A 24,896-nucleotide genomic window follows, 5' to 3' on the forward strand; every position below is an offset into this window, starting at 1 on the left:
CCGGGGGTGCGCCGCTGCGGCAGGTTTCGCGGCGGTGGCCAAGGGAGTATGATGTTAGCTGGCCGCGCGAATGTGATGCGCACGGCCCCAGGTGACGCACAATTTAGTTGGAACCCTTCCTTATATCTGTTGTGTCGCGGCATGGATGTTCCATGTTGCGCTGCAACTGATGGGGGCCCGATGCAACGTCGATCCGGTGTGTGGCTGACACTCGCCCTTCTCGCGGGAGCGGGATGGCTTGCGCATGATCGCGGCTGGGTGGACGTGGCCGGCCTGCTCGGCGCGCGCAGCCCGGCCAATGCCGCCCCCGAGCCGCGCGCGGTGCGGACGGTTCCGGTCGAGGTGGCGCCCGCCCGGGCTGCCTCGGTGACGACCGATATTTCGTCCATCGGTTCGCTGCAGTCCGACGAATCCGTCAAGGTCGCCTCCGAAGTGGCCGGTCGCATCCAGGAGATCGGCTTTCGCGAGGGCCAGCATGTGAAGGCGGGCGATGTGCTGGTGCAGCTTGACGCCGCTCTGGTGAAGGCCTCGCTGGACGAGACCGAGGCGCGGCTCGACCTCGCCATGGCCAATTTCGACCGGGCGCAGCGGCTGCAGAAATCCGGCTCCGGCACCGCCCGGGCGCTGGACGAGGCGCAGGCGGAGCTCAACACGGCCCGTGCTTTGCTCAATTCCCAGCGGGTTCAGATCGCCAAGCACACCATCACCGCGCCGTTTGACGGGGTGGTCGGCCTGCGCACCGTCTCCAATGGCGCCTATATCGCCGTCGGCACCGAACTGGTGAATCTTGAGAAGATCGACACGCTGAAGCTGGATTTCAAAGTGCCGGAGACGCAGCTTTCCAGCATCGCCGAAAACCAGACCGTGACCATCACGCTCGACGCGCTGCCGGGGCGCAGCTTCACCGGCACGATCTACGCCATCGACCCGATGGTCGACATCAATGGCCGCTCGCTCAGCGTCCGCGCCCGGCTCGACAACAAGGATCTCGTCCTGCGCCCGGGCCTGTTTGCCCGCGTAGTGGTGAAAGGCCGTGAGGCGCGCGATGCGGTGTTCGTGCCGGAGAGCGCCATCGTGCCGCGCGGCCAGGAGCGCTTCGTCTGGCAGATCGTCGACGGCAAGGCGAAGCAACTGAAAGTCGAGCTTGGCCAGCGTATGAAGGGCGAGGTCGAGGTCAAGGGAGTGCCGCCCGGCGCGTCCATCGTCGTGGCCGGGCAGGGACGCTTGCAGCCGGACGCCGCCGTGGAGGTGGTGCCGCCACCGCCCGCGTCGCAGGGCTGAGGCCGCGTCATGGGCATTTCCGAGTTCTGCGTCCGCCGTCCCGTCTTCGCGACGGTGCTCAGCCTTTTGCTGATCCTCATTGGAATCGTCTCCTACAGCCGGCTGACGGTGCGGGAATATCCGAACATCGACGAGCCGGTGGTGTCGGTGGTCACGACCTATCCCGGCGCCTCGGCCAGTATTGTCGAGAGCCAGGTCACGCAGGTTCTGGAAGGGTCCATTGCCGGCATCGCCGGTATTGACGTGCTGGAATCGACCAGCCGCTCGGAGTCGAGCCGCATCACCGTCCGCTTCCGGCTGGAAGTCGATCCCGATGTCGCCGCCAGCGATGTGCGCGACCGTGTCAGCCGTGTGCGCCAGCGTCTCCCGGACGAGATTGACGAGCCGGTCATCTCCAAGGTCGAGGCCGACGCCCAGCCGGTGCTGTTCGTGGTCTTCCGTTCCGACCGCATGTCGGGGCTGGAACTGTCCGACTATATCGACCGCTACATCGTCGACCGCTTCAAGAACATCAATGGCGTGGCCGATGTGCAGATCTATGGCGAGCGGCGCTATGCCATGCGCATCTGGGTCGATCGCGAGCGCCTCGCCGCCTATGACCTCACCGTGCAGGATGTCGAGGATGCGCTGCGGGCGCAGAATGTCGAGATCCCCTCCGGCCGCATCGAGAGCGTCGATCGCGAATTCACCGTGCTCTCGCGCACCGGGCTGACCACGGTCGACCAGTTCGACCAGATCGTCGTCAAGCGGGCAAACGGCGCGCAGGTGCATATGCGCGACGTGGCGCGGGTGGAACTCGGCGCCGCCGACGAGCGGAGGGCGAGCCGCTTCAATGGCGGTGCGGCGATCTTCATCGGCGTGATCAAGCAGGCGGTGGCCAACCCGCTCGACGTGTCCGCCGGCGCCCGGGCCATTCTGCCAGCGGTCAATGAGAGCCTGCCGGAAGGCATGACCGCGACCATCGGCAATGACAATGCGGTGTTCATCGACCGCTCCATCGAAGCGGTATTCCACACGATCTTCGAGGCGGTCATCCTCGTGGTGCTGGTCATCGTGGTGTTCCTGCGCTCGTTCCGGGCATCGGTTATTCCGATAGTGACCATCCCGATCTCACTGGTCACCACCTTCGCCATCATGTACGCGCTGGGTTTCAGTGTTAACACATTGACGTTGCTGGCGTTTGTGCTCGCGATCGGCCTCGTGGTCGACGATGCCATCGTCGTTCTGGAGAACATCTTCCGCCACATCGAGCATGGCATGAAGCCGATCCCCGCCGCCATCAAGGGCGCGCGCGAGATCGGCTTCGCCGTCATCGCCATGACACTCACGCTGGCCGCCGTCTACGCGCCGGTGGCCTTCGCGCCGGGCCGCACCGGCCGGCTGTTTCTGGAGTTCGCGCTGACGCTCGCCGGCGCAGTTATCGTCTCCGGTTTCGTGGCGCTGACACTCACACCCATGATGTGCTCGCGCCTGCTCAAACATGGCGCGAAGCCCGGGCGCGTGTCCGCCTTTATCGAAGGACGGCTGCGGGCGCTGGAGAGCGGGTATCGTCGCCTGCTCGGCGTGACCTTGCGTGTGCGTCCGCTCATTCTGCTGCTGGCGCTCGGCGTCGCCGGGGCCAGCGCCTTCTTCCTTTCGGTGCTGCCGTCCGAACTCTCTCCGGTGGAGGATCGCGGCGTGATCCGGGTCACCGGAAGCGCGCCGGAAGGCTCTACCCTCGCCTATACCTCGCGCTATACCGGCCAGATCGACCAGATCGTCTCGAAAGAGCCGGAGGTCGATAGTGTCCTCATCATCAACGGCTTTCCCGAGGTGCACCGCTTCCTGGTGATCGGCCGGCTGAAGGACTGGGACGAGCGCGACGTGCGCCAGCAGGAACTGGTGAGGAAGCTTACACCGGAACTGCGGCGCATCGCCGGCGTCAATGCCTATGCCAACAACCCGCCCTCGCTCGGCGCCTCCAACAGTTCACGGCCGATCGAGTTCGTCCTGCAGACCTCCGGCACCTATGAACAGCTCGACGACTATACGGACCGCTTTCTGGAGCGCATCCGCGACTATCCCGGCCTCGTCAGCATCGACAGCGACCTCAAGCTGAACAAGCCGGAGATTTCCGTCTCGGTGGATCGCGCCAAGGCGGCCGATCTCGGCATCGACATCGCCGTCCTCGGCCGCACGCTGGAAAGCCTGCTCGGCGGGCGGCAGGTGACGCGCTTCGAGGTGGGTGGCGAGCAATACGACGTCTATGTGCAGCTCGACGCCCGCGACCGCTCGACCCCGGCGACGCTCGACACCATCTATCTGCGCTCGGCAAGCGGCGAAATGGTGCAATTGTCCAACCTCGTCACCGTGCGCGAAAGCGTGGCGCCGCAGGAGCTCAAGCGCTTCAACCAGCTACGCTCCGCCACCATCTCCGCCAATCTCGCGCCGGGTTTCTCGCAGGGCGAGGCGCTGGCCTTTCTCGACCAGACCGCCCGCGAGGTGCTGCCGCAGACCGTGCAGACCGATGTGGCCGGCCAGAGCCGCGAGTTCCGCGCCGCCGGCCAGAGCCTGGTGGTGATCTTCCTCCTGGCGCTGGGGTTCATCTATCTCGTGCTTGCGGCCCAGTTCGAGAGCTTCCGCGATCCCGTCATTATCATGCTCACCGTGCCGCTTTCCATGACCGGGGCGTTGGCCGCGCTGTATTTCACCGGCGGGTCGCTCAACGTCTATTCGCAGATCGGACTGGTGACGCTGGTGGGCCTCATCACCAAGCACGGCATTCTGATTGTCGAATTCGCCAATCAGCAGCAGGAGGCGGGCCTCGACCGCCGCGCCTCGGTCATCGAGGCGGCGGTCCTGCGTCTGCGACCCATTCTGATGACCACGGGCGCCATGGTGCTGGGCGCCGTGCCGCTGGCGCTGGCGAGCGGCGCCGGTGCCGAGAGCCGGGCACAGATCGGCTGGGTCATTGTCGGCGGCATGACGCTCGGCACCCTGCTCACCCTGTTCGTCGTGCCGGTGGTCTATTCGCTGATCGGGCGCGTTCACCACACGCCCCACGCTGAAATCGCCCCCGGCATCGTCCATACGCCAGCGGAATAGGCGGAGGCAGGGCGGTGAGGGGCAGCGGCCGCGTCATGCGCGCGCCGCCGAGCATCGGCCTATTTTATCGCCCAGAAGCTCAGGCATTCCTCGCAGGATTCGCTGGAGCCGCAATAAGGGCAATGTAATTCATAGCTGTCCGTCAGCCAGTGCCACAGCCATATGACGAATTTCAGCATAGAGGACGACCGCCGGGTGACGAATTGTTGAGTGTACATTCCCTCTTGATTTGGATGAGAGTGCGGTCGGGATATGTCCCGCCCATGCGATCATGTTTCTGAAGATTACTGTCTGGAATTGCTCAGGGCCGCGACAGGATCGAGGCGGGCGGCATTACGTGCCGGAAGGTAGCCGAACGCGATGCCGATAAGGCTTGAGCAGGTGAGTGCTAGCAGGATCGCGCCGCTGGAGTAGATCAGCGGGAAAGCCGGACCGGCCATCGCGAATGCCAGCCCGAAAGCCAGCGCCAGCCCGACCCCCACAGCGCCGCCCAGCAGGCAGACCATCACCGCCTCGGTCAGGAACTGCTGCAATATGTCGGAGGGCCGTGCGCCGACCGCCATCCGCACGCCGATCTCGCCGATGCGTTCGGAGACCGACACCAGCATGATGTTCATCACCCCGATGCCACCGACCAGCAGGGAGATGACGGCAATGGCGGCGATCAGCAGCGTCAGGGCCTGGGTCGTGCTCGTGATGGTGCGGCGGATGTCGTCGGTGTTGAGGATGAAGAAGTCCTTGCTGCCGTGGCGCTGGGTCAGGAACTGCGTCACCGCCTGGGCGGCATAGGCGGTTTCCACGTCGTCCTTGACCTTCAGCGTGATCGAGCGCAGCGCGTTGGAGCCGAGGATACGGCTCTGCACCGCTGTGTAAGGCAGGTAAAGCGAGAGGTTCTGGCTGGAGCCGAACCCACCCTGCTGCGGCCGGGTCACCCCGACGATCCGCGCGGGAACGTTGCCGATAAGCAGCACGGCGCCGATCGGTTCCACCCCCGTTCCATCAAACAGCGTCTTGCGGGTATTTTCGTCGATCACGGCATCGAGCGCCCGCTCGGCGATGGCGCTCGCATCGAAGAAGCGGCCGCGCGCCAGCGTGGTGCCCTTGGCGGCGAAATAGTGCTCGCTCACCCCGTTCACCAGCGCGTTCGCTTCCTTGCCGCCGAAGCGCACGGTGGTCTGGGTCGAAACGGTGGGGGTGGCAGCGGCCACATAGGGCTGGCGGGCGAGTTGCTCGGCGTCGGCGACTACCAATGTGGTGATCTTGCCCGAGCGGGTGTCGCCGAAGTCCTTGCCGGCGAAAATCTCGATCGTGTTGGTGCCGAGCGCGCTGATATTGGCCAGCACCTTCTGCCGCGAACCTTCGCCCAGCGCAACGACGCAGACCACCGATGCGACGCCGATGACGATGCCGAGCATGGTGAGGCCCGTCCGCAGGCGATGGGCGTTCATCGACGTTACCGCCATGCGGAACGCCTCGCGCAGCAGGTCGAGTCTCTGGCGCCAGCCGGGGCGCGCTACCGCCGTCCTGTCAGCCGGCGGCGAAAGGCGCGGCCGGAGCGGCGCCGTCCGCCGATCGCCGACAATCCGCCCGTCGTCGATCTCGATGATCCGGCTCGCCCGCGCCGCCACTGCCGGGTCGTGGGTCACCAGCACCACGGTCCGGCCTTCGGCGTTGAGTTCGTCCAGAATCCGCAGCACCTCCTCGCCGCTCTGCCGGTCGAGCGCCCCGGTCGGCTCGTCGGCGAGGATCACCTCGGCGTCGTTCATCAGGGCGCGGGCGATGGAGACGCGCTGCTGCTGGCCGCCGGAGAGCTGGCCCGGCCGGTGTGTCAGCCTGGGCGCCATGCCGAGCCGGCCGAGCAGTGTCGCGGCGCGGGCGAGGCGCGGGCGAGGCGGTTCGCCGGCATAGATGGCGGGCATCTCCACATTGCCGAGCGCGGTGAGTTCGGCCAGCAGATTGTAGCGCTGAAACACGAAGCCGAAATGCGCCCGTCGAAGGTCCGCCCGCTCATCCGTCGAGAGCTGCGCCACGTCGCGCCCGGCGATGCGGTAGTGCCCGCTGCTGGGCCGGTCAAGGCAGCCGAGAATGTTCATGAGTGTCGATTTGCCCGAGCCGGAAGCGCCGATGATGGCGACCATTTCGCCCGCGGCGATGGCAAGATCGACGCTGCGCAGAACCGTGACCGTCTCGTCGCCGGAGCGATAGGTGCGGGTCACCCCGTCCAGCGTCAGCAGCGCCGGTGCGTCCGCCTCGTCGGTGTTCATGCTTAAAACCCCATGGGCGGCGGTCCGGGCAGGCCGGAACTGGCGGGCGCGACAGTGGCGGTGTCGCCCGTCACCACGCGCTCGCCCTCCGACAGGCCGGCGCGGATTTCAGCCACCGTCTTGTCGTTGAGGCCGATCTCGACGCGGCGGGTCTCCACCTGTCCGTCGCTGCCCAGCACCCGCACCTCGTAGAGCCCGTCCGCGCCGCGCGCGCCGAGTGCCATGGCCGGAATGGTGAGCACGTTCGCGGCGTGACCGACGACGATATGCACCTCCGCCGTCATATAGGTGCGTAGCCGCCCCTCGGGGTTCGGCACGTTGAGAAGACCATTGTAGTACACGGCGGAACTGCTGCTGCTCGACGTGCTGGTCGAGGACGAGGCGGTGCTGGAGGTGAAGCTGTCGTCGGTCTTGATTGATTCCGGGGCCGGCTCGATGAAGGCCAGCTCGGTCTCGAAACGACGGGTGCTGTCGCCGACAATCGTGAAGAACGCCCGTTGACCCGGCGCCGTGCGCACCACATCGGCCTCGGAGATTTCCGCGCGCACCGTCATGGTATCGAGCTGGCCGAGCACGACGATGGTGGGGGCCGACTGGGCGGCATTCACCGTCTGGCCTTCCTGACTGACGATGGCGAGCACGGTACCGTCTATCGGCGCGGTGATACGGGTATAGCCGAGATTGGACTGGGCATTCTCGACCGCGACTTCGGCTTCGATGATCTGGGCCTTCAACTGGTCGATCTGCGCGCGCGAGGACTTCACGTCGGCCTCGGCGGATTCGAAGTCGGCCTGTGACACGATCTTGGTGTTCACCATGGAGGCGCGGCGTCCAAGGATCAGCACGTCGCGCTCCAGCAGCGCCTCGCGCTGCGTGAGCTGGGCGCGCACATTGGCGAGAGACGCCCGCGCAGTGCGCAGGGCGTTTTCCTGCAGCACGGAGTCGATTTCCGCGAGGAGGGCTCCCGCCTTGACCTCCTGGCCGAGCGACACCGCGACACGAGTGATGCGGCCGGATACCTGGGCGCCGACGGCGACCAGCTTGGCCGGCTTCAGCGTGCCGGTGGCCAGCACGACTTCCTCCACGTCCCCGCGCGCCACCCTTGCCGTGACAAGCGTGGCATTCGGGTCGGCGGCCCAATGGCTGCGCGTGGCATAGGCGCTGGAGAGCCCGATCAGCAAGGCCGCCAGCAGGAGCGGCGCTACATGTCTGCCCTTCACTCTGTCTCTCTCGGTCCGGTTCGTCGCCGGCCTGAACTAGCGCGGCCGGATTGCCCGGCTGTTTCCCGCTCGGTTGAAAAGCGTGCCAATTTGTTGCCCGAGATTGCCCCTCCGGATGCTTTCCGGGCATCGCGGGGACATGGTTAACGTGACGTTAACCATGTCCCCGCGATGCTGCCGGCGCTGCGCGCAGTGCGCCGAGCGGAATTTCGAGAGCGTTGGATGCGACGGCGCCTTTTGGGCATAGGTGGATCGGCGGCATGGGCCCTGCTGGCGGGGCTGGCGCCCGGGATGGCGTGCGCCGAGGAGATAAGCTGCGATCTGACGGCGACGGCGCTGCAATGTGGCGGCGTGGCGAGTGGGAGCGATTCCACCGCCATCGGCGATGACGCGCAGGCGACGCAGGCCGGCACCACCGCGGTCGGGCAGGGGTCGCGCGCTTTCGCCGATCAGGCCAGCGCCTTCGGTCAACTCGCCGTGGCCAATGGCGTGTCCTCGACGGCGGTCGGCTGGAGCGCGAGCGCCAATGGCGAACAGGCGACCGCTATCGGCCAGGGCGCGGCCGCCAATGCCGACCTCTCTTCTGCCTTCGGCAGCGGGGCGAGCGCCAATGGTGCGGCGTCCTCCGCGCTCGGACAGGACGCGCTCGCCAATGGCGCCAATGCCACCGCTATCGGCCAGGGCGCGCGCGCCAATGCGGCGTCGAGCACGGCGGTGGGGCAGGGGGCGGTCGCCAATGCCGTCAGCAGCACCGCAATGGGCACCGGCGCCACCGCCAATGGCGCCGGCTCCACCGCACTTGGGCAGGGCGCGGTCGCCAATGCGGACAACGCCACCGCCCTCGGCTTCGGTGCCACCGCCAATGGTGCGGGCGCCACCGCGCTGGGCCAGAACGCGGTCGCCGCCGGGGCGGGCGCCGCCGCCCTCGGCCAGAATGCCAATGCCTCCGCCGCCCAGTCCGCCGCTCTCGGCTATGGCGCCATCGCTTCCTTCGAAGGTTCGACGGCGCTCGGGGCCGGAGCGGTCACCAGCCGCGCCAACCAGATGGCGCTGGGCACCGGCAGCTCGACCTATACGATGGCCGGGCTGACCTCCGGCGCCAGCCGGGCGGCGCAGAGCGGCGCGGTGCAGATCGTCACTACCGATGCCGCCGGCAATCTCGCCAGCGCCAGCGTGGCGGAGCTTGTTGACCTGCGCCCGGTCATGGCCGAGATCGACCGTGTGAGCGAAGGCGTCGCCATGGCGATGGCGATGGACACGCCGACCCTGCCCTCCGGCAAGAACATGGCCGTGAGCGCCCAATGGGGCACGTTCGGCGGCCAGAACGCGCTTGCTCTCTCCAGCATCGCGCGTATCGCCGACGATTCCTTCTTCCTCACCGGCAGCATCGGCATCGGTCTCAATGAGGGCACGGTCGGCGGCAAGGCCGGCGTGCTGTTCGCATGGTGAGAGCGATGCGCCGGCGCCCCGGCCTTCCCGTCCTTCTGCTCCTGTTGGGTCTGCTGACCCCCTCGCTCGCCCGTGCGGAGGAGACGACGGCGGATGCAGTACCGCCGCCCCCGGTGCTGCTCGCCCTGCTACGCGGCACGCTGATCGCGCTCAACCAGGCCAACCTGACGGGAAATTACTCGGTGCTGCGCGACCTCGCCGCGCCGTCCTTCCGCGATGCCAATTCGAGCGCCGCGCTGGCGGATCGTTTCCGCCTCTGGCGTGACCAGCGGCTGGATTTCGCCGCGGTGGCGCTGCTCGACGCCAAGCTGTCGGCTGCGCCCGGCATCGGGCCGGACGGCGCGCTGCGCCTGCGCGGCTATTTCCCGACCGCGCCGCTGCGGATCGGCTTCGACATGGCCTTCCTTCCGGTGGACGGGCACTGGCGCCTTGGCGCCATCTCCGCCGCGCCGCTGGAGCCGGAGGCGACCGCCTCCCTCGCCCGCGCCGCTGCGGCACCCCCGACGGCCGCACCATCCCGTCCGGCGACGGAGGCTGGCTTCCGCCTCCCGGACCTGCCGCCGGCCGCGAGCCTCGGCATTCCGCTTCCCCCCGGCGATCGACCGCGCGGCTAGCGTACGTTCAGGGCTGGGGAGCGGGAACGACGGGATAGCCTTCCAGCGGGGCGCTTGGCACGCTCGCGGCGTTTTCCCCGCCTGTGGGCGCCGTGCGTGCGGCCGGCTGCGCGATCGGCGTTGGTGCCGGTGGCGGCGCCGTGGCCCCGGCTGCGCCGAAGACGGGCGCGGGATAGACGACCGGTCCGCCGATCCGGCCAAGCTCCGGCGCGACCGGCAGCGGGCGTCCATAGGGTTGCCAACTGCGCGGCAGGAAATAGCCGTTGATGGTGTAGCGGTACATGATCCGCAGCAGCGAGGCCTCGGTCGCCCCGCTCTGGCAGAAGCGCAGGCGCACCGACAGCACGCCGCGATCCCCCGCCAGCACATTGACCCGCGCCTGCCCCTGGATGCGCTGCCATGCGTAGAGGCAAAGGTCGTGCCCTGCTCCATGGCCGAGCGCATAGCCGAACGGCCCGTAGCGGTTCTGCACGAAATAGGTCGAGGGCCGCAGGTCGATGCCCGGCAGCGCCTGCTCCATCTCCTCGGCGAGGGCATAATCGGTGAGGAAGGTGTCGCTCTTGATGTTTTCGGGTCCGGTACGCCCCTCCACCGGCCCGAAGAACACGACACTGAAGGCGTTCTGGCCGGGCGTGGCCGCCTCGGTGGCCAGCATCACTTCCTGCTGCAACGCATTGGCATAACGTGCCTCGATCACGCCGATGATGCGCGGCCCGCCGGGTTCCGGAAGCACCAGCGCCTCCACCGGAGGCACCTCGATCGCCAGTGTGGCGACGATGGGTGGGCGGCCGGTGGTGCAGCCACCCGCCAGCAGCAGACAGCCGAGGGCAACGACACCCCGGCGCAAGCTTTGCGCGGTTTTGTTGGCCTGGCTCAGGTCGTGGTGACGCGCGGCCTTGCCGCCGGATCCGGGGGTGGGGCGAGGCATGACGACCCTGTCAATTTCGCAAAACGAATCACGCATTACGGCAATCTAGCGCCCCGGCGCCTTGGCAGAAACGGTCAAAGATCGAACAAGATGTTATCCGATGTGATCGCGCGCCCAAGACCAGTGTTCCTTGGCGACTTGCGATCAGTCCACGTACCACGTAAGAGCCGTCCCCGGGCGACTGCGGAGACCAACCGAAAATCATGAATAGAAGTTGGCTTACAGGTATCTGGGTAATATTAGTCGCTCTGGTAGCATTTATTGTCACCTTGCCGGTTAATTTGCAGGCGCAGCTCGTGACGGGCTGTATAGTGATTCTACTAATTGTATTTTTGAGAATGTTTGCGCCGGAAGGTGTGCCGCGCATGGTTGCCTTGGCTCTCGGCGTGGCAATGGTATCAAGATACGTGTATTGGCGAACCACGTCAACGCTACCTCCGGTAGAAGAGCTGACGAATTTCATTCCGGCCCTCCTGCTTTACATCGCTGAGATGTACAGCGTCGCCCTGATGGCGCTCAGCCTCTTCGTCGTCTCCGCGCCGCGGCCGCCGCGCCCCGCGCCGGCGATCGCGCCCGGCAGCGAGCCGACGGTCGATATTTTCGTGCCCAGTTACAACGAGGATGCCCCCCTGTTGGCGACCACCCTGGCCGCCGCCACCTCGATGGATTATCCGCGCGATCGTTTCACCGTGTGGCTGCTCGACGATGGCGGCACCGACGAGAAATGCGAGCAGCACGACCTTGCCGCGGCCCGCGCAGCGCAGGAGCGGCGCGAGACGCTGTCCCGGCTCTGCGCCGAACTGGGCGTGAACTACCTCACTCGCCCGCGTAACGAATTCGCCAAGGCCGGCAATCTCAATTTTGGCCTCGCCCATTCGAGCGGTGAACTGGTGGTGGTGTTTGACGCCGACCATGCGCCGGCGCGCTCGTTCCTGCGCGAAACCGTGGGCTATTTCAACGAGGACCCGCGTCTGTTCCTCGTGCAGACGCCGCATTTCTTCATCAATCCCGATCCGGTCGAGCGCAGCCTCAACACTTGGAAGCGCATGCCGTCGGAGAATGAGATGTTCTACGGCGTCATCCAGCGCGGGCTGGACCGCTGGGGTGGCGCCTTCTTCTGCGGGTCAGCGGCGGTGCTGCGGCGCGACGCCCTGCGGGAAACCGACGGCTTCGCGCATTCCTCCATCACGGAAGATTGTGAGACGGCGCTGACGCTGCACGCGCGCGGCTGGCGCAGCGTCTATGTCGACACCCCGCTGATCGCCGGCCTGCAGCCGGAGACCTTCGCCAGCTTCATCGGACAGCGTTCGCGCTGGGCGCAGGGAATGTACCAGATCCTGCGCTTCCATTTCCCGCTGTTCCGCTCGGGCCTGACCATGGCCCAGCGCATCTGCTACATGTCCAGCATCCTGTTCTGGTTCTTCCCGCTGTCGCGGGCGATATTTCTGATCTCGCCTTTCTGCTATCTGTTCTTCTCTTTGGAGATTTTCAACGGTTCGGGCGCCGAATTCATCGCCTATACAGCCGTTTATCTGTTAACGAATCTTTTCATCCAGAGTTACCTGTTTGGAAAGTACCGTTGGCCGTGGTTTTCTGAGCTGTATGAATACATTCAGACGGTCTATCTCCTGCCAGCCCTGCTGTCGGTGATGATTGACCCGAAGAAGCCGACCTTCCGGGTCACGTCGAAGGGCGAGACGATTGACGAGAATCGTATCTCGGAAATCGGCATTCCGTTCTTTATCATCTTCATCATCCAGATTGCCGCCGTGTTCGTCACCTTCTGGCGGATCGCGACCGAGCCTTACTCCGCCGACATCACCATCGTCGTCGGCACCTGGAACCTGCTCAATCTGGTGATTTCGGGCTGCGCCCTCGGCGTGGTGTCGGAGAAGGCGGCCAAGCGGCACAGCCAGCGCATGACCATCAGCCGGCGTTGCAGCCTGCTGATCGACGGCGTCGAGGTGCCGGCCGTTATCGACGATGTCTCCATGGGGGGCGTGCGGGTGCGCACGGAACTGCCGCCGGAGGCCAAGGCGCGCCTTGGCATGCATGCCGTGGTGCGGCTGCCGCCGCCCGACGAGTGCATCAGCGACACGCTGCCGGTGCTGGTGCGCAACATCAGTTTTGATGAAAACGTGCTTGTGCTTGGCGCCCAGTTCAACGCCAGGACCGCCGCGCATTATCAGCTCATCGCCGATCTCATCTTCGCCGATGCTGACGAGTGGAAGAAATTCCAGCAGGGAAGACGGAAAAACCCCGGCGTGCTCAAGGGCACCGTGTGGTTTGTGCTCATTGCGGGCTATCAGACCTTGCGGGGCCTCGCCTATGTCACGCTGCTGGAAAGGCTCACCCGCCGCCTCGCGCCCGGTCTTTTCGCGGGGGCGCACGGTCGATGATGGCACTTTTGTACCGTTTGTCGCGCGGCATCCTCATCGCCGCGCTGCTGCTCGCCGCCTTTGGCGCGAAGGCGCAGTCCCCGGAGCCGGTGGCCGCCCCCGCCTTCGACATGCAGGATGGGGCTGAGGACGCCATCGCGACGCCGGCCGCCATGGCGCCGACGGCGGCGCCCTTCAGCATGACGGCCCCGAGCCCCTCCAGCGCCTCCCCGGCTTCGCCCGGTGCCGGCGCACCCGGCTATGCGGCACCGTTCCAGATGCTGCCGGGTCAGCCGGTCGCCACGGCGTCGGCCACGACCAACGAACCGGAAACGAGGACGCCCGACCGGTTCATCGTTCCGCTTCAGCGTCTTCGCCTCGAGGGAGAGGCGATGGGGCGCGGCTGGGTGACGTATTTCACCCAGCAGGAGGTGGAGCGCCCGGCGACCCTGCTCATCGGCTATGTCAACGCCATCTATGTCATGCCGGAACGCTCGCGGCTGCGGGTGACGATCAACGGCCAGCTCGTGGCCGAAATCCCGATCGCATCGCCGCAAGGGCCGACGCAGGTGATGGCGGCGATACCCGCCGGCGTGCTGCGGGCGGGCGGCAATCTCATCCGTTTCGACATGCAGGCGGTGCACCGCACCGATTGTTCGATCGACTCCACCTATGATCTATGGATGGAGATCGACAATGCGCTGACCGGCGTGGACTTCGACGGCGGGCCCATTCCATCGCCCGCCACGGTCGAGGATCTTCCCGCCATCGGCATCGACGTCCGCGGCACGACCCACATCCGTTTCATTCATAATGGGCCGATCGAGCCCCATCACAGCGACCGCCTCCTGCTCGCCGCGCAGGCATTGAGCCAGCGTGGGCGCTACTCCCACACCGTGGTGACGATCGTCGGGCCGGATGCCGCTCCCGCCGGTCCGGGAACGCTGAATGTGGTGGTGGGGCTGCCGGAAGACCTGCGCAGCGCGCTGGTCGTTCCCCCCTCGCTGGTCGGCGGGCAGCCTTTGGTGCGCTTTGTCAACGACAGTCGGATCGGCGGCACGGTTCTCCTGCTCGGCGGCGAGACCGGGCGCGCGGTGGAAGCGGCGATCGAGCGCGTGACCTCCGGCGGCGGGCAGATCGAGGATCGCAACAAGCTGAAGATTTCCAGCCGCTTCGCGCCGGACCCGCCCTTCTTCACCGGCGCGGGAAGCGTGCGCTTCTCCGAAATAGGCGTGATGACGCAGGAATTCTCCGGCCGGCGGCTGCAACTGCGCTTCCCGATCGGCCTGCCGGCCGATTTTTACGGTTCCGCCAATGGCCAGGCACGCATTCTGCTCGATGCGGCCTATGCGCCCAGCGTGCGCCCGGGAAGCCAGCTTTCCGTCTATGTGAACGGTTCTCTCGCCTCATCCTACATGCTCACCGACCGGCATGGCGGGCTGATGGAGCGGAAGGTCATCAAGATTCCGCTGACGCATTTTCGCGCCGGGCTTAACCGCATCTGGATCGAGGTGATGCTGGATGTCGACAGCGACAGGATCTGCGGTCCCGGCGCCACGCTGGCGCATGACAAGCGCTTCGTGGTGTTCGATTCCAGCGAGTTCGTCATGGACGACTTCGCCCGGATCGGCACGAGCCCCAATCTGGCGGCCTTCTTCGGCGGAGGCTTTCCCTATCTCGATTCCCCTCCACCCGTCGCGGTGGTGATGCGCCACGACGCCGCGACCGTCGCGGCGGCGGCGACCATCCTGGCCCGGCTGGCCTTCGCCCATGAGCACCTGACGCCGGTCGACACCACGCCCGCGCCGGCCTCGCTCAGCCGCCGCCCGGTCCTCTTCCTTGGCGACATCAACCAGATGTCTCCGGAGGTGCTTCGTCAGGTCGGCGTGGTGGACGCCAGCAAGATACGCTGGCGCACGGAGCGCGAGGACGACCCGTCCACCGCGGCGGGCGCGCTGTTCCGGCAGGAAGGACTCGTGCCCCCGTCCGACGCCTTGCCGATGGTCGACAATTCCGTGCGGGTGCGCTCAGGCTCCGGCAATGAGGCCATTTTCGACCGCTGGCGCGACCAGGTTGCCGAGGGGAGCAGCATCAGTGCCGAATTGCTCCATTTCCAGAAATGGATTGCCAGTACCTTCGGCCTCTCTCTCGATTTCTCCGGGGGGGGCGCCGCCGATCCCTTCAATCCTCCGCCGAACACCTCGATCCTGGTGGCGCAGGGCTTCGCGCCGAACAGCGACGCGGTCTGGACGTTGATCGCGGGGCGCACGGCGGAAAGCTTCGAGGCGGCCATCGACGAATTCACCGTGCCGGAATATTGGGCGAAGATTTATGGCCAGGCGGTGGCTTTCGACGCCGCCACCGGGCAGATGGACATCCGGGTGCCGGCCAATCGCCGGTTCATTGTCACCGAGCCGTTGACCCCGTCCAATCTGCGGCTCATCGCCGCCAATTGGCTGTCGCTCAACATCGTCACTTACGCCGTGGTCCTGGTCCTATGCTGTATCGGCTTCGCCATCGTCACCAGCCTGCTGCTGCGCCGCACCGGGCGGCGCGCGTGAGGGCGCGCCGGCGCGCCGGCGGCTGTCGCGCGGCGCTTTTGGCGCTGGCGGCGTGCCTTCTCGCCCCCTGTGCCTCGGCAAAGGAGCCGGCCGGCATGATCTCCCGCGACGACTGGGCTGCCTATTCCACCCGCTTCGTGGATCCCAGTGGCCGGGTCATCGACGACGCCAATGGCCGGATCAGTCACTCCGAAGGGCAGGGCTATGGCATGCTGCTCGCCTATCTCGCGGGCGACAAGGCAGGTTTCGAACGGATATGGACCTTCACCCGCACCGAATTGCTGATCCGCGACGACGGTCTCGCCGCCTGGCGCTGGGATCCCAAGGCCGACCCGCACGTCACCGACATCAATGTCGCCAGCGATGGCGACATTCTCATCGCCTATGCGCTCGCCCGCGCGGGCGAAGCGTGGAACATGCCGGATTATGTGCGCAGCGCCACCCGCATCGCGCAGGCGCTCGGCCGGCAGGTGGTCCGGCGCGAGGGTGGGCGGCTGGTGCTGCTGCCGGGCGTGACCGGCTTCTCGGCCGGTGAGCGGCCCGACGGACCGGTGCTGAACCTGTCCTACTGGATTTTCGAAGCCTTCCCGGTGCTCGCCCGGCTTGCCCCCGAGGTGGACTGGGCGGGTCTGGCCGCCTCTGGCCGGGAGTTGCTTTCCGAGGCCCGCCTCGGCCCGGCCAAGCTGCCGCCCGATTGGATTTCCGCGCCGGCAGACCGCCCGCTGGCGCCCGCGGAAGGGTTCGAGCCGGTCTTTGGTTACAATTCATTAAGGATAGTTCTTTACCTTCTGCGTGCCGGCATCACCGATGCCGGTGTTGAGAAATCCGTTCTCAACAACTGGATGGTGCAGAATGGCGGGATGCCTGCAATCGTGAACATCCCGACCGGCAAGCCGCTGGCTCGGCTGGCGGAGCCGGGCTACCGCATGCTGGCGGCGACGCTGGCCTGCGCGATTGACGGCACGGTCATTCCGGCGGAGCTGCGGCGTCTGCAGCCAAGCCAGTATTACCCGTCGACCCTTTATCTCCTGAGCCTGTCGCTGGTGAGTGAGAAATATCCGACATGTCTTCGCTGAGGGTAGTCTTGCTGGTCCTGCTTGGGGCGGTCGCCGTCCCGGCCATCGGACAGCAATTGACCTCGCCCTCGCCAGCCGAGAATGCCGGCGCTTCCGGTGAAGCCGCCACAGCGCCCAAGGTCGATGAATCCGCGCTGCGCTTCTTCGCGGCGCAGGGTGACAGCCAGCGGCTCGACGCCGAGATCGCCCGGCTTAAGGCGCTTTATCCCAACTGGCAGCCGCCCAAGGACCTGTTCAGCCCGACACCGGATCAGGATCCCGAACTCGCCCGTCTGTGGCAGCTCTTCGCCGAAGGCAAGTTTTCCGACATTCGCGCCGCCATCGCTCAGCGCCAGGCGGCGGAGCCGGGCTGGCAGCCGCCGGCCGATCTCCTCACCCGGCTCGACGAGGGCGAGGCCGCTCGGCGGCTGGTCAACGCCTCGGAGGCCAAGCAATGGGCGTCCGTCCTGCGCATCGCCACCGATACGCCCGGCATGCTCGTCTGCGCCAATATGGATGTGCTGTGGCGGGTGGCCGAGGCCTTCGTGCGCTCCGGGGAGCCTCAGCGCGCCAAGGATCTCTATATCTATATCCTCACCACCTGCCCGAACTCGCAGGAACGCCTCGCCACCGCGCAGAAGGCGATGCAGCTTCTCGACGGCGCCAATCTCGATGCCGTGCTCGCCCGCGCCAATCCTGACACCATGCCTGAACTCGCCGGCCTGCGTGAAGATCTCCTGCGTCTGCAGGTTGGCCGTGCCGCGCAGGACGTGTCGGTCACTATATCCCCCGGCGACCTCGCCGAACTGGAGCAACTGGCACGTAACGGTTCCGTCGCTGACGACGCGCTGGTGCTCGGCTGGTATGCATTCCGGCGCGGCGAGGCGGCGAAGGCGGTCGACTGGTTCAAGCTGGCGCTGGACCGGCAGGGCGGAGCCTCGGCCGCCGAGGGCTATGTGCTGGCGCTCGCGGCAACAGGCCGCGCGCAGGAGGCGGAACCGATCGCCTATCAATGGCGCGATGCTGGCGACGGCAACCGCGCCGCCTATATCGACCTCATGACCGGCCTGCTGGCGGCCTCACCGCCGCCGCGTCTCGACCAGTCGGTGGTCGCCCGCTTTGCTCCTGTGGTCCAGGCGGCCAAGTCGGCCGCGGGTGCGCAGGCTCTGGGCTGGTACGCCTACAATACCGGGCAGATCCGCACCGCCGCCTCCTGGTTCCGTACCGCCGTGCAGTGGGCGCCGCAGGACGAAGTCTCGGCCTATGGGCTGGCGCTCGCCAGCGCACGGCTGAAGGACAATGCCACTCTCGACGCCATCGCCGGAAATTGGGCCGGAAAGTCCGAGCGTATCCTCGCTTTGGCCTCGCCGGCGACTCGCCGCAAGCTGGCGCGCGCTGTGCCGGCGACGGCGCCGCTGCCCCCGGCCGCTGCGCCGCTCCCCCTGTCGCGGCCGCAATCGTCGACCGTGACGCCGGCCCTCGCCTCGGCCGGCGCGCTGGCGGCGCCGATGCCCCTTGCCGACGCCGCCAGTGGTGACGGTGCCGGCACTGTTTCCAGCCGGGGGCCCGCGGCCTCGATGCTGGCGACGGGGGCGCCGTGTTCCGGCGCCGGGGAGGCGGCTTTCCGCGCCGGTCGCCTGTCGGCGGGGGAGGCCGTCGCGCGTGGCTGGTGCCTGCTCGAACTCGACCGTCCACGCGAAGCGATCGACGCCTTCGATGTCGGCGTTCGCGACGGGGTGGGGCGGACGGCCGAAGATGCCGCTTATGGCAAGTCTCTGGCCTATCTGCGCCTGGGCCTGACCAACCAGGCACAGGTGGCCGCCATCGAAACGCCGCTGCCACCGGCGCGGGCCGCGGAGCTGAGCGCGGACCTTCTCGCCCAACGCGCGATCGCCGCTTATCGCGATGCGCGCTATGTCGAGGCGATCCTGGCGCTTGACGAGCGCAGCCGCCTGGTCCCCGAGCAGCAGGATCTGATGATGATCCGGGGCTGGTCCTACTTCCAGCTCCGGGACTTCATCTCGGCCCGGCGCATCTTCACCGCGCTGCGTGCCGCCGGCTATCCGGAAGCCGGCGCCGGCATCGACGCCATCATGGCCGCGACCCGCCAGTGGCGCAGCTAGATCAATTCCCGCAAAAATGCCCGGCGGTCTTGGATTCGAGATGCGTATAATCAGAGAGTGGGAGCAGTTCTGGTGAATATGGATTCACCAGAACTGCTTTAGTGCCGGCCGCGTCAGAGGTCGGGATAACGGGGGATGTAGGCCAGTTCGTTGATATGCGCCTCGATATCGTCCGGCCGGGGCACCCGGGCGAGGCCCTTGTCGAAGATGAGTTCGGCAATGCGCGCCGCCACATGCAGCGAGGCTTTGCGGATATCGCGCTGCGGCGGGTAGATAAGGCCCACCTCAAGATCTTCCGGCCGCACCTGCTCGGCCACCGCCTTGGCGGCGACGATGAACATGTCCTCGGTCACGCGCGTCGCCTGGGTGGCGAGCACCGCCATGCCCATGGCGGGGAAGATGTAGACATTGTTGCCCTGGCCGGGGACAAAGCGCTTGCCGTCCAGCTCCACCGGCGGGAACGGGCTGCCGCTGGCGAAGATCGCCTGGCCGTTCGACCATTTATAGGCTTCTTCCGCCGTGCATTCCGAGCGCGAGGTCGGGTTGGAATAAGGGAAGATGATCGGCCGGGCGTTGATTTTGGACATCGCCTCGATCACCGCCTGGTTGAACAGCTTCGGCACGGTGCTGACGCCGACGATCCCGGTCGGTCGGATCGCCTCGATCGCCTCGACGAAATTGTTGATCGGCGCATGGTCATGGGCGAAGGGCTTCTGGAAGCCGGCAATGTCGTCGCGCGAATTGACCATCAGACCGTTCACATCGAACAGCCAGTTGCGCGCCCGCGCCTCGTCGATGGAGAGCCCTTCCAGCACCATCGCCTGGCTGATCAGCTCGGCGATGCCGGTGGCGGCCGAGCCGCCGCCGAGGAACAGGAAGGTCTGGTCGGTGAGCTTTTCGCCCGAGAGCTTCAGCGCGCCGTAAATGCCCGCCACGGCGACCGCCGCCGTGCCCTGTATGTCGTCATTATAGGTGCAGATCGCGTCGCGGTAGCGCTCGAGGATCGGCACGGCGTTGATATTGGCGAAGTCTTCCCACTGCAGGCAGCAAAGCGGGTACAGTTCCGTCACCGCCGCGACGAATTCGGCGATGAACTCATCATATTCGGCGCCGCGCACGCGGTTCTGGCGCAGGCCGAGATAGAGCGGATCGTCGAGCAGCGTGCCGTTATTGGTGCCGACATCGAGCGTGATCGGCAGCGTCATCTCCGGCGGGACACCGGCGCAGACGGAGTAGAGGGCGAGCTTGCCGACGGGAATGCCCATGCCGTTCACGCCGAGATCGCCAAGGCCGAGAATGCGCTCGCCATCCGTGACGACGATGAAGCGCACGTCTTTCTGCGGCCAGTGCGACAGCACCTCTTTCAGCCGGCCCTTGAACGTGATCGGCAGATACATGCCGCGGCTCGCGCGCAGCACATGGTCGTATTTCTGGCAGGCTTCGCCCACGGTCGGTGTGTAGACCAGCGGCATGAAGGTCGCGGGGTCGGACATCAGCACCGCGTAGAACAGCGTCTCGTTGCGGGCCTGCAGGTCGCTCAGCAGCAGATATTTCTGCAGGTCATTGTCGAGCACCGAGAGCTGAAGATGGATGCGCGCCACCTGCGTCTCCAGCGTATCGGCCACCGGCGGCAGGAAGCCCTCAAGCCCGAGCCGCGCCCGGTCCTCAAGCGAAAACGCGCTGCCGCGATTGAGCGCTGGATTGTGCAGCAGGGACGGGCCGGTAGGGATGGGCAGGGTGCCGGACGGCGACATGGCGTCTACTCCAAATGGGGCGTTGAAGCACTATGATACAGGCGAATGCCGCGCGCATGACACCTTGCGGCGGGCGTCTCCTTCGGCAGGGTTAATGAGCCTCCCGGCCTGCGCGCCAAGCTCCGACCGTCTTCGTCGTCTGTCAATGAGATCGGTCTGGGTGGACGGGCGAAGCGCGGAGACAGGGGCGGGAGCGCTTCATCTGGCGTGCGTCGTTCTATCGTCACGCTCCCGGCATCTGCCGTTTCATCATACCGCAGAGGAGCGTTACAGAAAGGTGGTCGACCCGTCCTTTTCGGCCAGTATTCCGAGGTCGAACGGCTTCAGCGTCGTCCGGCTTTCCGCCTCGACGGCGCTGGCAAGCCGCCGCAGCGCCTCGCGTGCCTCGGGACCTGCGGTCGCGCCAAGCGTCTCCATGGTCGCCAGAAGCCGGTGCACCACCTCGGCATCGTTCATGCCGTAGCGCGCAATGGCGGCGAGCGCTGGACAGGCAAAGTCCTGCAGCGAGACGGGTGGGGTCAGCACACGCTGCCGGCCGTTCTCGTCCGCCCGCACCGGCGCGGGCATGTCGCGCTGCGCCAGCAGGCTCAGCGCCTGGGCGAGCCGGTCGATGCAGTAGAGCGCGGTGGTCGGGTCATTGATCCCGGGGGAGAGCGCCCGCTGCGCGATCTCGACGAACCGGCGCAGCGTGAAGTTCAGGTCCTGTATGGGTGTGCGGTCCGAGCCGACGACGAACGCCTCGCGCAGCCGGTCGAGCACCTCCTGCGAGGCGCGCGCTCGCGGCGCGGCGCGCAGCACGGGCTGTTGCGCGGTAACAAAGCGGCCGGGCGGTGCGTCGATGCTGATGACCAGATCATGTTCGGCGGCGATGCGCATCACCGCCGCGTCGTCGAGACGCTGCACATAGCCGCTGCCCGGCATGAAGAGGCCGTGCGAATCCGTCTCCAGCGCCCGGATCAGCCCGGCCGGCGGGGAGGCGTCGCGCAGTTTCGGCTCGTGGCCCATCTGGGCGGGGAACAGCCGGTCGATAACGGCCTGTGTCTCGCGCGACAGATCGGCCAGCACGGTCTCGATGCGGATCGAACTGGCGACGTGATGGATGAAATAGATGAGCACGGCGAGACTCAGCGCGGCGAGCGCGACGCCGAAGGTCACCGAGATATGTGGAACGAAACTGGACTCCTCCGTGCCCCGCACGGTCCGCAGCACCAGCAGGCAGTAGAGGAAGGTGCTGGTGAAGGTCCCCAGCACGAGCTGGTTGCCGCGATCGCTCATGAAGCTGCGCAGCAGCCGGGGACCGAACTGCGAGGAGGCGAGCTGCAGCGTCAGCATGGTCATGGAGAAGGTGAGGCCGGCCACCGTGATCATCGAACCGGCCACCGCCGACAGCACCGCCCGTGCGCCTTCGGGGCCGAAGCCGTAGAGCCAGCCGAGGCGGTCGCTGGCATCGCTGGCGAGCGCTGTGTCGAGCCAGACGAGGGCGAAGGAAAGCCCGGTGGCACCGGCCGCCATGGTCGAGGGCAGGAACCAGAAACTGGAGCGCAGCCGATCCCAGACGCCCAGCAGCCATGTCGGCAGAGACAGGTGTTGCATGCTTACCCCCACGCCATCAATCACCAGGGCACCACTTGGTTCCCTGCGATGAAGCGTCCCGTGCCGGGGCGTCGACTTGTGTGCGCCGGATAGAATTCGGTGGGCGGTGATACGGGGGGCGGTTCACCGTTCTGCCGCCACCCGGTAAAACGGTGCGGCCGTGGAGGGCCGCCAGATGCCGGACAGACCGACGATTGTACTGCTCGGACACGAGACCACCCTTCAGGAGGCTCTGGCGCCGATGCGGGTCCGGGCTCTTCTCGGCGAGGCCGCCTTGCGCGGGGTCCAGCTTGTTTTCGCGCGCAGCGTCGATTGCGACCTCGTGGCGGAGCGCATCCGGGGCAGCGAGTTCGTGCGCGGGGAATGGACGAGCGTCGATATTGCCGTGCCGCCGCTCGTCGTTTCCGCTGCGCCCACCATCCGGCCGGAATATCGGGCGGTCGAGGACTGGCTGCGCCAGCGGACCCGGCTTCTCGCCTTCGACAGCTTCGACAAGCACGAGATGACCGCGCTGCTGGCCGCCGACCCGGCGTTGCGGCCGCATCTGATCCCGGAGGAGGTGGTCGTCGCCGAGGGGCTGGAGGCGCAGCTCGCCCGTTGGCTGGCCGGTGGCTCGGTGGTGGTGAAGCGTGCCGATGGCGCCCTCGGCACGGGACTTTTCTTCCTCCTGCGGGAAGGCGACGACGTTGTCGTGCACAAGGACGCCCAGTCCTGGCGCGGCACCGAGGCCGAGGCGATCGCCCGTGTGGCCGCCGCCATACGTGGGCGCCTGTCCTACCGGACCTTTCTGGTGCAGCGCTTCATCGACACCCGCGACACCGTGGGCCAGCCGGCGACGCTCCGGGTCGACATGGCGCGGCGCCCGGATGGAGGCTGGTCCTTCTACCGGGTGACCGGCCGCATCGCCATCGGTTCCAAGCTGGTGTCGAATCGCGCCAAGGGCAGCGCCATGGTGGATGTGGAGTCCTTCCTGAGCGCCCGCGGCGCGGAGGATGTGGCGGCGAAGGTGCGGGAAATGGAGGCGCTTGCCAGCGCCATTGCGAACGGCCTGTGCCGTACGCCGGGCCTCGGCGATTGCTATGAATTCGGCATGGATATCGCCGTCGACCAGGACCTGCATTTCTGGTTCATCGAGGCCAATAAGCGGCCCCTTTCCGTGGCCGCGGAACTCGAGCGGCTGATGGAGGTCATGCCTTATTGGCTGTCGCTGATCGCCCGTTGATGGCGTTCGCCCCAGGAACCGGGACCGACGGAGCGGACGAACGCCTCCAGCAGCGGCACGAAGCGGTTGCTGGCGACGGCGACCTGGATGGTTCCATGGCTGTCGACGCCCGACAGCGGCCGCTCGACCACATTGGGCAGATCGGCGAGATGCCGGGCCGAGGCCACATCCGCCACATTCTCTGTGCCATAGACGATCTCGATATGTGCCGTGTGCGCGGCGCTGGCGATTGCGTGTCGCAGATCCGTCTCGGCGACCGTCAGCGCGCGGCCGATCCGTCTCGCGATCCGCGCGCGCCCGTCCTCGGCCATGACCGGCAGGATGATGGGACTGAAGGTCAGGATGCCGTCGGCGCGCAGCTTGGTGCCGTAATGCAGCGCGCCATAGCCGCCGGCTGACTGGCCGAGGCAGAGCACCCGGCGCGACCCGAACTGCGCGCACAGATCGCGCAGGCGCGCTACCGTCGTCTCCACGTCTCCGCCCAGCCCCGACACGCCGCCGAAATAATAACTGTTCGACCAGTCGAAGAGATAGATGAGGTTGGCGTTCAGCCGTCCCAGCAGGCTGTGCATGAAATAGATGGACAGGCCGAGCATCTGCGCCTGGCCAGCAAAGGCGATAAGGGTCGTGTCCGACGGCGCCGGCACCACCCAGTAGCCGCGATCCTTCGCCGCCTTGTCCTTGGCCTCCGTATCCGGCGCGAAGGTGGCGTCATCGGTGCGCATGCGCCGCAGCGCCCGCAACTCGCCCATGATCTCCGCCACGCTGCCGCGCAGGTCGCGCACATCCATCAGCGTCGACAGCATGGCGACCGCCTCGCCCATCATGCCGCTGCGGACGAACTGCCGGCACACGGCGAGGCGCAGTTGCGGATCGGAATCGGCGTGCGCGATCGACTTGGCGTAGGCGAGATAGGACGAATCGAGGCGCGAGGCGGCATGGATCCGCGGCGAGGGCCGCAGGGCGCTGGGATCAAGCGGCGGGTTCGGCGGCATTGGCGACGATCACTTCGGCCAGTTCCCGCAGGGTCGGCTCCCCGATAAGGAAGAACTCCGCCCCGATGCGCTGGTCGAACGTGGTCTCGAACTGCAGCGCCATTTCCACGGCATCCACGGAGTCGAGGTCGAAGGAGGAAAGCGGCGCATCGGCGTCGATCGTGTCGCTGTCCTCGCCGGAAATGACGGCGAGATAGACGATGATCCAGCGCAGCACACGCGCGTGGTCCAGGGTTGCCTGCATGGATGCGCGTATCCGCTTGAGCGAGGATCAGATGCAGTCGCCGATATCACAGCTTCGGGCGCCGATCCAGCGGCACTCAGACACCTCCGCCCGGGCGCCGGTCGTCTTTTTCGCGAGCGTTGCTCTTATGT

Annotated in this window: 16 protein-coding genes; 9 read left to right on the top strand and 7 right to left on the bottom strand. The window is 66.7% G+C overall.

Annotation, left to right across the window (positions count from 1 at the left end; translation table 11 throughout):
• The first annotated feature begins 180 nt into the window (after positions 1–180).
• Positions 181–1,281 (top strand): efflux RND transporter periplasmic adaptor subunit, encoded by a 1,101-nt coding sequence (locus AAC979_RS01825; RefSeq protein ID WP_371345118.1) that lies wholly within the window; start codon positions 181–183, stop codon positions 1,279–1,281.
• Between the two features lie 9 nt (positions 1,282–1,290).
• Complete coding sequence (locus AAC979_RS01830; protein WP_371345119.1) at positions 1,291–4,365, top strand: efflux RND transporter permease subunit; 3,075 nt, start codon at positions 1,291–1,293, stop codon at positions 4,363–4,365.
• Positions 4,366–4,649: 284 nt separating this feature from the next.
• On the opposite strand, the gene AAC979_RS01835 is transcribed toward AAC979_RS01830, so the two are convergent.
• Positions 4,650–6,629 carry a MacB family efflux pump subunit gene (locus tag AAC979_RS01835; RefSeq protein ID WP_371345120.1) on the bottom strand — a complete coding sequence of 660 codons (1,980 nt, stop codon included), beginning with the start codon at positions 6,627–6,629 and terminating at the stop codon, positions 4,650–4,652.
• Positions 6,630–6,631: 2 nt separating this feature from the next.
• A complete protein-coding gene (locus tag AAC979_RS01840) occupies positions 6,632–7,849 on the bottom strand; it encodes an efflux RND transporter periplasmic adaptor subunit (RefSeq protein ID WP_371345121.1) in 1,218 nt (405 codons plus the stop codon).
• Between the two features lie 222 nt (positions 7,850–8,071).
• Between AAC979_RS01840 and AAC979_RS01845 the strand changes: the two genes are divergently transcribed.
• Positions 8,072–9,298 (top strand): YadA-like family protein, encoded by a 1,227-nt coding sequence (locus AAC979_RS01845; protein ID WP_371345122.1) that lies wholly within the window; start codon positions 8,072–8,074, stop codon positions 9,296–9,298.
• Between the two features lie 5 nt (positions 9,299–9,303).
• A complete protein-coding gene (locus AAC979_RS01850) occupies positions 9,304–9,912 on the top strand; it encodes a hypothetical protein (protein WP_371345123.1) in 609 nt (202 codons plus the stop codon).
• A gap of 7 nt (positions 9,913–9,919) precedes the next feature.
• Here AAC979_RS01850 and bcsN read toward each other — a convergent pair whose 3' ends face one another.
• Positions 9,920–10,759, bottom strand: coding sequence for a cellulose biosynthesis protein BcsN (gene bcsN, locus AAC979_RS01855; protein WP_371345124.1), 840 nt, complete (start codon positions 10,757–10,759; stop codon positions 9,920–9,922).
• 284 nt (positions 10,760–11,043) lie between these two features.
• On the opposite strand from bcsN, the gene bcsA reads away from it, so the two are divergent.
• From bcsA to AAC979_RS01875, 4 genes are read left to right on the top strand one after another with little or no spacing between them, the layout of a single operon-like run.
• A complete protein-coding gene (gene bcsA, locus AAC979_RS01860) occupies positions 11,044–13,239 on the top strand; it encodes a UDP-forming cellulose synthase catalytic subunit (RefSeq protein WP_371345125.1) in 2,196 nt (731 codons plus the stop codon).
• Positions 13,236–15,779 (top strand): cellulose biosynthesis cyclic di-GMP-binding regulatory protein BcsB, encoded by a 2,544-nt coding sequence (locus tag AAC979_RS01865; RefSeq protein ID WP_371345126.1) that lies wholly within the window; start codon positions 13,236–13,238, stop codon positions 15,777–15,779. Before bcsA ends, AAC979_RS01865 begins: the two co-directional genes overlap by 4 nt.
• Before the next feature lie 44 nt (positions 15,780–15,823).
• Positions 15,824–16,855, top strand: a complete 1,032-nt coding sequence (locus AAC979_RS01870) for a glycosyl hydrolase family 8 (RefSeq protein ID WP_371348976.1) — start codon at positions 15,824–15,826, stop codon at positions 16,853–16,855.
• Between the two features lie 8 nt (positions 16,856–16,863).
• Entirely contained in the window at positions 16,864–18,957 is a 2,094-nt protein-coding gene (locus tag AAC979_RS01875; RefSeq protein WP_371345127.1) for a hypothetical protein, read from the top strand.
• Positions 18,958–19,070: 113 nt separating this feature from the next.
• Here AAC979_RS01875 and AAC979_RS01880 read toward each other — a convergent pair whose 3' ends face one another.
• Together AAC979_RS01880 and AAC979_RS01885 are read right to left on the bottom strand one after the other, a co-directional pair.
• Entirely contained in the window at positions 19,071–20,711 is a 1,641-nt protein-coding gene (locus tag AAC979_RS01880; RefSeq protein WP_371345128.1) for an NAD-dependent malic enzyme, read from the bottom strand.
• 267 nt (positions 20,712–20,978) lie between these two features.
• On the bottom strand, positions 20,979–22,304 hold the full coding sequence (locus AAC979_RS01885; RefSeq protein ID WP_371345129.1) for a DUF2254 domain-containing protein: 1,326 nt from the start codon (positions 22,302–22,304) through the stop codon (positions 20,979–20,981).
• Between the two features lie 175 nt (positions 22,305–22,479).
• Here AAC979_RS01885 and AAC979_RS01890 point away from each other — a divergent pair, with 175 nt between their 5' ends.
• Positions 22,480–23,526 (top strand): YheC/YheD family protein, encoded by a 1,047-nt coding sequence (locus AAC979_RS01890; protein WP_371345130.1) that lies wholly within the window; start codon positions 22,480–22,482, stop codon positions 23,524–23,526.
• Here AAC979_RS01890 and AAC979_RS01895 read toward each other — a convergent pair.
• Both AAC979_RS01895 and AAC979_RS01900 read right to left on the bottom strand, forming a co-directional pair.
• On the bottom strand, positions 23,499–24,521 hold the full coding sequence (locus tag AAC979_RS01895) for a hypothetical protein (protein ID WP_371345131.1): 1,023 nt from the start codon (positions 24,519–24,521) through the stop codon (positions 23,499–23,501). The genes AAC979_RS01890 and AAC979_RS01895 overlap by 28 nt on opposite strands.
• The gene (locus AAC979_RS01900; RefSeq protein WP_371345132.1) at positions 24,499–24,765 is read right to left on the bottom strand and encodes an acyl carrier protein; all 267 of its coding nucleotides are present in this window, start codon (positions 24,763–24,765) and stop codon (positions 24,499–24,501) included. Before AAC979_RS01900 ends, AAC979_RS01895 begins: the two co-directional genes overlap by 23 nt.
• Positions 24,766–24,896 lie beyond the last annotated feature (131 nt).

The sequence above is a fragment of the Ancylobacter sp. IITR112 genome, from assembly GCF_041415945.1.
Taxonomy (GTDB): domain Bacteria; phylum Pseudomonadota; class Alphaproteobacteria; order Rhizobiales; family Xanthobacteraceae; genus Ancylobacter.

Bases quoted from the DNA above. Each gene is read 5' to 3' on its own strand.
- AAC979_RS01825 (WP_371345118.1), top strand. From the start codon at position 181: ATGCAACGTCGATCCGGTGTGTGGCTGACACTCGCCCTTCTCGCGGGA.
- AAC979_RS01830 (WP_371345119.1), top strand. From the start codon at position 1,291: ATGGGCATTTCCGAGTTCTGCGTCCGCCGTCCCGTCTTCGCGACGGTG.
- AAC979_RS01835 (WP_371345120.1), bottom strand. From the start codon at position 6,629: ATGAACACCGACGAGGCGGACGCACCGGCGCTGCTGACGCTGGACGGG.
- AAC979_RS01845 (WP_371345122.1), top strand. From the start codon at position 8,072: ATGCGACGGCGCCTTTTGGGCATAGGTGGATCGGCGGCATGGGCCCTG.
- AAC979_RS01850 (WP_371345123.1), top strand. From the start codon at position 9,304: ATGCGCCGGCGCCCCGGCCTTCCCGTCCTTCTGCTCCTGTTGGGTCTG.
- bcsA (WP_371345125.1), top strand. From the start codon at position 11,044: ATGAATAGAAGTTGGCTTACAGGTATCTGGGTAATATTAGTCGCTCTG.
- AAC979_RS01865 (WP_371345126.1), top strand. From the start codon at position 13,236: ATGATGGCACTTTTGTACCGTTTGTCGCGCGGCATCCTCATCGCCGCG.
- AAC979_RS01880 (WP_371345128.1), bottom strand. From the start codon at position 20,711: ATGTCGCCGTCCGGCACCCTGCCCATCCCTACCGGCCCGTCCCTGCTG.
- AAC979_RS01885 (WP_371345129.1), bottom strand. From the start codon at position 22,304: ATGCAACACCTGTCTCTGCCGACATGGCTGCTGGGCGTCTGGGATCGG.
- AAC979_RS01890 (WP_371345130.1), top strand. From the start codon at position 22,480: ATGCCGGACAGACCGACGATTGTACTGCTCGGACACGAGACCACCCTT.
- AAC979_RS01895 (WP_371345131.1), bottom strand. From the start codon at position 24,521: ATGCCGCCGAACCCGCCGCTTGATCCCAGCGCCCTGCGGCCCTCGCCG.
- AAC979_RS01900 (WP_371345132.1), bottom strand. From the start codon at position 24,765: ATGCAGGCAACCCTGGACCACGCGCGTGTGCTGCGCTGGATCATCGTC.